The 8,547-nt window shown below is 68.4% G+C and carries 9 protein-coding genes and 1 pseudogene; 9 read left to right on the forward strand and 1 reads right to left on the reverse strand.

The annotated features are described in order from the left end of the window. On the reverse strand, positions 1-2,656 hold a 2,656-nt coding region (locus tag GJV64_RS08110), incomplete at its 3' end, for a putative bifunctional diguanylate cyclase/phosphodiesterase (RefSeq protein WP_164156758.1). Between the two features lie 312 nt (positions 2,657-2,968). Here GJV64_RS08110 and ffh point away from each other — a divergent pair. The 9 genes and pseudogenes from ffh to GJV64_RS08155 all read left to right on the forward strand — a co-directional run. Next, on the forward strand, positions 2,969-4,459 hold the full coding sequence (gene ffh / locus GJV64_RS08115; RefSeq protein ID WP_164156759.1) for a signal recognition particle protein: 1,491 nt from the start codon (positions 2,969-2,971) through the stop codon (positions 4,457-4,459). Between the two features lie 36 nt (positions 4,460-4,495). After that, positions 4,496-5,014, forward strand: a complete 519-nt coding sequence (rpsP, locus tag GJV64_RS08120; RefSeq protein WP_164156760.1) for a 30S ribosomal protein S16 — start codon at positions 4,496-4,498, stop codon at positions 5,012-5,014. A 12-nt stretch (positions 5,015-5,026) separates the two neighbouring features. Next, the gene (gene rimM / locus GJV64_RS08125) at positions 5,027-5,515 is read left to right on the forward strand and encodes a ribosome maturation factor RimM (RefSeq protein ID WP_164156761.1); all 489 of its coding nucleotides are present in this window, start codon (positions 5,027-5,029) and stop codon (positions 5,513-5,515) included. Beyond that, entirely contained in the window at positions 5,512-6,243 is a 732-nt protein-coding gene (gene trmD, locus GJV64_RS08130) for a tRNA (guanosine(37)-N1)-methyltransferase TrmD (protein ID WP_164156762.1), read from the forward strand. Before rimM ends, trmD begins: the two co-directional genes overlap by 4 nt. Position 6,244: 1 nt before the next feature. Then, positions 6,245-6,619: a 50S ribosomal protein L19 gene (rplS, locus tag GJV64_RS08135; RefSeq protein WP_164156763.1), complete on the forward strand. Its 375-nt coding sequence runs from the start codon at positions 6,245-6,247 to the stop codon at positions 6,617-6,619. Positions 6,620-6,711: 92 nt separating this feature from the next. Further along, positions 6,712-7,158 (forward strand): YbgC/FadM family acyl-CoA thioesterase, encoded by a 447-nt coding sequence (locus GJV64_RS08140; protein WP_164156764.1) that lies wholly within the window; start codon positions 6,712-6,714, stop codon positions 7,156-7,158. Then, a complete protein-coding gene (tolQ, locus tag GJV64_RS08145; RefSeq protein ID WP_408014975.1) occupies positions 7,155-7,865 on the forward strand; it encodes a protein TolQ in 711 nt (236 codons plus the stop codon). Before GJV64_RS08140 ends, tolQ begins: the two co-directional genes overlap by 4 nt. Beyond that, entirely contained in the window at positions 7,865-8,311 is a 447-nt protein-coding gene (gene tolR, locus GJV64_RS08150; protein ID WP_205599565.1) for a protein TolR, read from the forward strand. The genes tolQ and tolR overlap by 1 nt, the downstream gene beginning before the upstream one ends. Further along, a pseudogene (locus tag GJV64_RS08155) lies at positions 8,311-8,547 on the forward strand (hypothetical protein); the annotation flags it as partial. The gene tolR and the pseudogene GJV64_RS08155, both read left to right, overlap by 1 nt.

Genomic DNA, 8,547 nt, shown 5'->3' on the forward strand with positions numbered 1-8,547 from the left:
GCCCGGCGGCCTTGACGGGCGGCACCGGCTTCGCCGCCGTCCTGGCAGGCGCGGCAGCCTTGAGCGGGGGCTTGACGGCTGGCACCACCTTCGCCGGCGCAGCAGCCTTCACACGGGCCTTGCCGGGCGCAACGGCCTTAAGCGGCGGCTTTGCAGGAGCTGCGGCCTTCGCCGGCGCCGGTCGGGCGGCTGCAGCCGCTTTCGCGGTCGCCGCTTTCCCAGCCATTGCCTCATCCGTCTTGGCTGCCTCGCTCGCCTTTGAAGCGGCCTTTGTTGGGGCCTTTGCTGGCGCCTTGGTCGGCGTCTTGACGGCTGTCCTGGTAGCAGGCTTGGCGGCAGCTGCACCCTTGCCCGACGTCTTGGCCGGCGCAGCCCGCAACCAGACGGCCTCGCGCGCGGCCCGTTCGGCTGCGGCGATCGCATCGTGCAGCTGGTCGGCCGGCACCGGCGCTGCGAGCAGGAAGCCCTGCCCCCGGTCGATGCCATTGGCGCGGGCGAGCGCCAGTTCGGCCTCGGTCTCCACGCCTTCGGCGATCAGCGTCAGGCCCATTGCCCGGCCGAGGCTGGCGGCCATCCGGAAAATGTCACCGGCCAACCGGTCCTCCGCCGCGCCGTGCAGCAGTGAACCCGAAATCTTCAGCGCATTGATCGGCAGGCGACGCAACCGGTCGAGCGAGGAAAAGCCAGCGCCGAAATCGTCCATGGCCACCGTCACGCCCAGCGCATTCAGGGCCGACAGATTTGCATTGCACCCATCTTCCTCGGTCATCAGCGCGGTTTCGGTGATCTCCACCGCGAGACGCGACGGCGAAAGGCCAACGGCGGCCAGCGTGGCCGTGACTTCGCCGACCATGCCGGGCTGGCGCAGATCGTGCACCGAGGCATTGACCCACAGGTCAAGCGTACTGCCTTCGGCTGCGATGGTGGCTGCCGCCTCGGTCAGCACCAGCCGGCGCAGGTCGCTCACCAGCCCGCGTGCCTCGGCCACGGCCACCAGCTGTTCCGGGCTGACCAGCGCGCCACCGTCGTCGCGCCAGCGTGCCAGGGCCTCCACCGCCACCACCTTGCCGGTGGCCAGCTCCACCAGCGGCTGATAGGCCACATCCACCCGCCCGTTGCGCAGGGCCGATCTCACCCGCGCTTCCAGGTTGGCCACCTGCGCCGATTTCTCGAGCAGGTCGGCGGTGAACAGCCTGATCTGGTTGCCGGGTTGGGACTTGGCCGCCAGCAGCGCCAGATCGGCAGCGCGCAGCAAGGTTTCCACCAGCACGCCATCATCGGGCGCCATGGCAACGCCAATGGCGGCCCCTACTTGGACCTCGGCCTCGCCAAAGCGCGCCGGGGCATCGATCGTGTCGACCAGCCGCTGTGCCAGCGCCACGGCCGCATCCCCGCTGTCGATCTCGGCCAGCACCGCGAATTCGTCGCCACCCAGTCGCGCCGCATAGAGCGCGGGATCGGCGGTGCGCAGGCGGAAGCCGATGCGGGTGATCATGCGGTCGCCCACCGAATGGCCGTGGCGGTCATTGACCTGCTTGAAGCCATCGAGATCGACGATCATCAGCGCGAACGCCTCCCCGCGCGCCAGCCGCCGCTCCAGCTCTTCCAGGAAACCGCGCCGGTTGGGCAGGCCGGTCAATGGGCAGCGCCGTATCTCGCGATTGAGCTCGGCGATGGCGTGGCGCTCGCCGGTCGAATCGCGCAGCATGGCCACCCAGCCGCCATCGGGAATGGGCAGGCATTCCAGATCGATCACCCGGTCGTCATTGAGCCGCAGCACCCCGTTGAATGGCTGACGGGCGGTGATGAGGAGATCGGCCTGGGCCAGAAGCTCCTCCTGATTGCCCGCTGCCTTCACCAGGTTGGGCGCCGCTGCCAGCAGGTCATCGAAGCGCGGCGGGTTGACATCGTCCACCCGGTCCAGCCCGAGAAGTTCGAGCGCGCTGCGGTTGATCATCACCACCTTCAGCGCGGTATCGAGCACTGCCACGGCCTGGCCCATATGCTCCATGGCGACCCGCATGCGGTTGCGCTCGGCGCGTTGATCGTCGCGGGCCTCGATCAGCGCCAGTTGCGCCCGGTAGCCGCGCCGCGCCAGCATCATGCTGGCTACGCCATACACGAGCACGCCCAGCGCCGTGGCATAGCCCGATGGCACCGGCCAGCGCAGCGCCAGCGCGGCGGCCGTCGGCACGCTGACGCACAGGGCCTGCACGATGGCGAGTTCCGGACGGCCGCGCCAGGCGGCGCTGCCGACGCCCAGTGCTGCCAATGCCACCATGACCACCATGGACTGGAGCACCATCGACGCATCGGTGGCCAGCACCGAGACGACAATGCCGCCAAGGGCTGTCGCAACCACCGTGGTGCCGAGCCCATAGCGGGCCTCGGTCTCTTCCTGGAGTTCGCTATCGAGTGGGCGGCGGGCGGACTGGCAGGCCAGCAGGATGAAGCCGAAGCCGGCAATACCGAGGCCGGCGAAGAACATGGCGAATGTGCTGCGCACGGTCACTGCAACGCCGAGCGCCAGCACGGCCGCCACCGCGGCCACAATCAGGAAGGGCAGGAAGAGGCGGCCAAGGTCGCGAGTCAGTTCCAGCCGCAACTGCTGTGGCAGCTGCGGGCCAAACAAACGCTCCAGCACACGGGGCCACAAGCCCGGCGGCCTTACGACAACGGCGACCTGTTGTTGCATCTCTCGCTGAGGCCGGCATAACACGCCCCTCACGGCAGCGCCACTGTTGATCACACTTCATTCACAGAATTGAAAGCTTCGGCTCCGGCGGCTGTGACGGGGGGCCCGGCATTCCACATCCATCCTTGACCGGACCGAGCGCTGCGCCTATGCGGACCCCGGCTCCGAGGGAGGAGCCATGCGTCCGAGGATGCACGCCGGCCAGCGAGTTTTCGCCCGCCGGCGCGTTTCCATTTGGAGGCAAGCAGGTTTTGGATAGAGGGCCTCTGGGCTTTGTTTGACAGTCTTTCCGAGCGGTTGGGCGGCATTTTCGAGCGGTTGCGCGGACGCGGCGCGCTGACCGAGATCGACGTGCGCGCCGCCATGCGTGAAGTGCGCGTGGCGCTGCTGGAAGCCGATGTCGCGCTGCCGGTCGTGAAGGACTTCATCGACACCGCGACCCAGCGCGCCATCGGGGCCGAGGTGATCAAGTCGGTCACGCCAGGCCAGCAGGTCGTCAAGATCGTCAATGATTGCCTGGTGGAACTGCTCGGCGGGGCCGAGGAACCGGCGCCCCTGAAGCTTGCCGTCACGCCGCCGGCCGTGGTCATGATGGTGGGCCTGCAAGGCTCGGGCAAGACGACGAGCACCGCCAAGCTGGCCAGCTGGCTGGCGGCGCGGGAACGCAAGAAGGTGCTGATGGCCAGCCTCGACGTGGCGCGGCCGGCCGCCCAGGAACAGTTGCGCGTGCTGGGCGAACAGACCGGTATCGCCACCCTGCCGGTGGTCGCCGGCCAGTCGCCGGTGCAGATTGCCGAGCGTGCCCGCCAGTCGGCGCGGCTGCAGGGCTTTGACGTGGTGCTGCTCGACACCGCCGGGCGACTGGGCGTCGATGAGGCGCTGATGGCCGAAATGGCGGCGATTGCAGATGCCACCACGCCCGATGAAATCCTGCTGGTGGTAGACAGCCTGACCGGCCAGGACGCCGTGAATGTCGCGACTGCCTTCAAGGCGCGCGTGGCGCTGACCGGCGTGATCCTCACCCGCATGGATGGCGACGCCCGCGGCGGTGCGGCACTGTCGATGCGCAGCGTGACCGGCGCGCCAATCCGCTTTGCCGGGGTGGGCGAGAAGCTGGACGCGCTGGAGCTGTTCGATGCGCGGCGTGTCGCCGGCCGTATCCTCGGCATGGGCGACATCGTTGGCCTGGTGGAAAAGGCCGCCGCCAATTTCGAGGCCGAACAGGCCGAGAAAATGGCCGAGAAGCTGGCCAAGGGCCAGTTCGACATGGACGATCTGCGCATGCAGCTGGCCCAGATGAAGAAGATGGGCGGGCTGTCGGGCCTCGCGGCGATGATGCCGGGCATGGGCGCCGCCAAGAAGGCGATGGATTCAGGCGCAATCGCACCCAAGCTGCTGGACCGCATGGAGGCGATCATCCTGTCGATGACGCCCAAGGAACGCGCCAAGCCGGAGATCCTCACCGCCAAGCGCAAGATCCGCATCGCCAACGGTTCCGGCACCACCGTGCAGGATGTCAACAAGGTGCTGAAGATGCACCAGGAAATGGCCAATGCCATGAAGCGCCTGAAGAAGATGGGCGGCATGAAGGGCATGATGAAGATGCTGGCCGGTATGGGTGGGGGCGGTATGCCCGGCCCGGACGGCGCGGCGCCCGCTGGTGATCCCGGCGGCGCCATCGATTTGGGGGCGATCGGCCGGATGTTCGGCCGCCCCGGCATGGGTTCGCTGCCACCCGGCTTCAACAAGTTCGGCAGGAAATGATCGCAGACAACTGGAAACACTGAAGGAAGAAGACAAATGGCTATTGCAATTCGCCTCGCCCGTGGCGGCATGAAGAAGCGTCCGTTCTATCGCATCGTCGTGGCCGACAGCCGCGCCCCGCGCGATGGCAAGTTCCTGGAGAAGATCGGCACCTACAACCCGCTGCTGCCGCGTGACGATGCCGGCCGCGTGACGCTGGACACCGAGCGTGCCGCCTATTGGCTGGGCGTTGGCGCGCAGCCGACCGACCGCGTGGCCCGCTTCTTGGATGCCGCCGGCCTGCGCACCCGCGCGGCCCGCAGCAACCCGCAGAAGGCGGAACCCGGCGCCAAGGCCAAGGAGCGTGCCGAACTGGCCGCTCAGAAGGCTGCCGAAGCCGCGGAAGCTGCTGCCCAGGCGGAAGCCGAAGCAGCTGAAGCGGCCGCCGCTGCAGCCGCTGCCCCGGCCGAAGAGCCGGCGGTGGAAGAACCGGCCGTGGAAGAGGTGGCTGTGGACGCCGCTGCCGAGGCCCCGGCCGAAGAGGCGCCGGCGGCCGAAGGCGATCCCGCCGCCTGAGGCTGCACCGGCATGGCGGCAACACGCATCGTGCTGGCCGCCATCGCCGGCGCCCATGGCATCAGGGGCGAGGTGCGGGTGAAGCTGTTCACCGGCACGCCCGACAGTCTCGCCCGCCACGCCCGCTTCGATGCCGGCGGGCGGGCGCTTGTCGTTCAGGCGATCCGCCCCGACAAGCCGGGCATGGCCGTCGCCCGCTTCGAAGGCATCAGTGACCGCAATGCTGCCGAGGCCCTGCGCGGCCTTGAACTGGCGGTACCGCGCAGCGAGCTGCCGCCGTTGGCCGAGGGCGAATATTATGTCGCCGATTATATCGGCATGGCAGTGGTGGACGAAACCGGGGAACCATTCGGCCGGGTGAAGGCCATCGAGAATTACGGCGCGTCCGACATTCTCGACATCGCGCGCGACGGCGGCGGCAGCGTGATGGTGCCGTTCGTGGCTGATGTGGTCCGCGAGGAGCCGGGCTGTCTTGTCATAGACCGGGTGTGGTTGGCGTGAGCTGGCGCGCCACGGCCCTCACCCTCTATCCCGAGATGTTCCCGGGGCCGCTGGGCCACAGCCTGGCCGGCCGCGCTCTGGCAGACGGCGCCTGGAAGCTTGACGCGGTCAACATTCGGAATTTCGCCACTGACAGGTATCGCACGGTTGATGACACGCCGGCCGGCGGCGGTCCGGGCATGGTGCTGAAGGCCGATGTGATCTGCGCCGCCATCGATGCCGTGGCCGATGGTCGGCCCGTGCTGGCGATGACGCCGCGCGGGACGCCGCTCACCCAGCAGCGGGTGCGCCAGCTGTCGACAAGCCCCGGCGCCATCTTCCTGTGCGGACGCTTCGAGGGTTTTGACGAGCGCATCTTCCAGCGCCGCGCCATCGAGGAGGTGTCGATCGGCGACTATGTGCTGTCGGGCGGCGAGGTTGCCGCGCTGGTGGTGATGGATGCTTGCGTGCGCCTGCTGCCCGGTGTAATGGGCGCCGCTTCCAGCGGGATCGAGGAAAGCCACGAAACGGGCCTTCTCGAACATCCGCACTATACCAGGCCCGCCCTTTGGGAAGGCTTGGCGATCCCCGAAGCGTTGCGATCGGGGGATCACGCGCGCATCGCCCGTTGGCGGCGCACGCGGTCCGAGGAGGACACACGGCTACGGCGGCCGGATCTGTGGGGCCATCATGGGGATGGCCGGATCCTGTCGCCCTCTGGCGCGCGACGCGAGAAGAAAGAGGAATGAGATGAATCTCATCCAGCAGATCGAGGCGGAACAGATTGCCCGCCTCACCGAAACGCGGCAGATCCCGCAGTTCCGCGCCGGCGACACGTTGCGCGTTGGCGTGAAGGTGATCGAAGGCGAGCGCACCCGCGTCCAGAACTATGAAGGCGTGTGCATCGCGCGCTCGAACAAGGGCATCGGCTCGTCTTTCACCGTGCGCAAGATTTCGTTCGGCGAAGGCGTCGAGCGCGTCTTCCCGCTTTACAGCCCCTCGATCGAGAGCATCGAGGTGGTGCGCCGCGGTGTCGTCCGCCGCGCCAAGCTCTATTATCTGCGCGGCCGCAGCGGCAAGTCGGCCCGCATCGTCGAGAAGCGCGACGCGCGCCCGACCGAATAAGCGCGTTCATATCAGCGAAAGGGCACCGGTGGCACGGCTTCCGGTGCCCTTTTTCGTTGCGCGCGGGAACGCGCCAAATCTATCTGGAGCGCATGGCCACCCTGCCCCCTTCCGGCATGATCGAACGCGGCGTGCACCGGTTGCCGGCGCGCGTCTATTTCGAGGACACGGACACGGCGGGCATCATGTACCACGCCAAGTATCTGCATTTCCTCGAACGGGGCCGTACGGAATATCTGCGGGTCGCCGGCATCGATCATGGCGCGGCCGTGCGTGACGGCCTGGGCGCCTATGCCGTCACCGAAATGGCCATCAAGTGGCGCCGCCCGGCCCGGTTGGACGATGTGCTGACCATCGAGACCCGGCTGCTTGGCGTGCGCGCCGCCACCTGCCAGCTGGCCCAGTCCATCCGGCGTGGCGATGAGCTGCTGGCCGAAGCCACCGTGACCGCGGCCTTTCTCGATCCCGCCGGCCGCCCCCGCCGCCAGCCCGCGCCATGGCTGGCGCGTTTTGCCGAACTGCTGCAACAGGACGCATGATGCAAACCGATCTCGCGATGAAGACCGCGGCTGAATTGTCGCCCTTCGCTCTCTTCCTGCAGGCCGACATCGTGGTGAAGGCGGTGATGCTGGGGCTGCTCCTGGCCTCGGTCTGGAGCTGGGCTATCATGCTGGAGCGCTCGCGCCGCCTGACCCGCATCGATCGGGAGGCCGGCCAGTTCGAGGACTGGTTCTGGAAATCGGAGAATCTCGAAGCCCTCTATGACCAGGCCAGCCGGGCCAGCCACCCGGCGGCGCGCGCCTTCACGGCCGGCATGAACGAATGGCGGCGCAGCCTCGCGGCGGGCCGCGCCCGCATCGACCGGGAAGGCCTGCGCGCCCGCCTCGCCAGCGCCATCAACATCGCCATCACCCGCGATGTCGACGACCTGTCGGATCGCCTGTCGCTGCTGGCAACGGTGGGCTCGGTCGCGCCGTTCGTCGGCCTGTTCGGCACGGTGTGGGGGATCATGCGCAGCTTTGCCGGTATTGCCGCCAGCCAGAACACCAGCCTGGCCGTGGTGGCGCCGGGCATTGCCGAGGCGCTGTTCGCCACTGCCATCGGGCTGTTTGCGGCCATTCCCGCCGTGATCGGCTACAACCGGCTGCTGCACCGGGTGAACCGACTGGAGGCGCGGCTATCGGCCTTTGGCGAGGAGTTCCTCAACCTCCTGTCGCGTCAGCTTGACGGCATGGAGGGGCGCTGATGGCCATAAACCTGTCTGGCGGCCGGCGCGGCGCCCGGCGGGCGCCGATGGCGGAGATCAACGTCACGCCGCTCGTCGACGTGATGTTGGTTCTGCTCATCATCTTCATGGTCACTGCACCGCTGCTGGTGGCTGGCGTGCCGGTGGACCTGCCCGACGCGCGCGCCAAGAGCCTGCCGCAGGACCAGGCGCCAATCCAGATCAGCCTCGATGCCAGCGGCACGCTGTTCATTGACCGGCAGGCGGTGCCGCCCGCCGCCCTGCCGGCCAAGCTGGCGGCCCTGCGTGGGGCGCGCAGCGATGAAGCGCGCGTCTATGTGCGGGCCGACCGGGCGTTGGACTATGGCCGAGTGATGGCGGTCGTCGGCGAGGTGAATGCTGCCGGCTTCAAGAAGGTGGCGCTGGTGACGGACACTGCCAGAGACGGGGCCCGCGAGACCCCCTGATGACGGCCGCCGAACGCAACTGGCTGTTGGCCGCCGGGGTGGCGCACATCGCGCTGATCGCCGGGCTGAGCCTGGCCTGGCAGCACAGCCAGCGCCTGCTGCCGGCCCCCACCGATGCCGTGCCGGTGGAGCTGGTGACCATCGCCGATGCACCGCGCATCACCGAACCGCCCAAACCGTCGATGGCCGCCGCCCCGCAGGAGGCTGCCGCTGCCGAGCCCGCCGATGCGGCGCCG

It is taken from the genome of Sandarakinorhabdus rubra (assembly GCF_010994245.1).
GTDB classification, from domain to species: domain Bacteria; phylum Pseudomonadota; class Alphaproteobacteria; order Sphingomonadales; family Sphingomonadaceae; genus Sandarakinorhabdus; species Sandarakinorhabdus rubra.

Bases quoted from the DNA above. Each gene is read 5' to 3' on its own strand.
- tolQ (WP_408014975.1), top strand. From the start codon at position 7,155: ATGATGCAAACCGATCTCGCGATGAAGACCGCGGCTGAATTGTCGCCC.
- tolR (WP_205599565.1), top strand. From the start codon at position 7,865: ATGGCCATAAACCTGTCTGGCGGCCGGCGCGGCGCCCGGCGGGCGCCG.
- rimM (WP_164156761.1), top strand. From the start codon at position 5,027: ATGGCGGCAACACGCATCGTGCTGGCCGCCATCGCCGGCGCCCATGGC.
- rpsP (WP_164156760.1), top strand. From the start codon at position 4,496: ATGGCTATTGCAATTCGCCTCGCCCGTGGCGGCATGAAGAAGCGTCCG.
- rplS (WP_164156763.1), top strand. From the start codon at position 6,245: ATGAATCTCATCCAGCAGATCGAGGCGGAACAGATTGCCCGCCTCACC.
- GJV64_RS08140 (WP_164156764.1), top strand. From the start codon at position 6,712: ATGGCCACCCTGCCCCCTTCCGGCATGATCGAACGCGGCGTGCACCGG.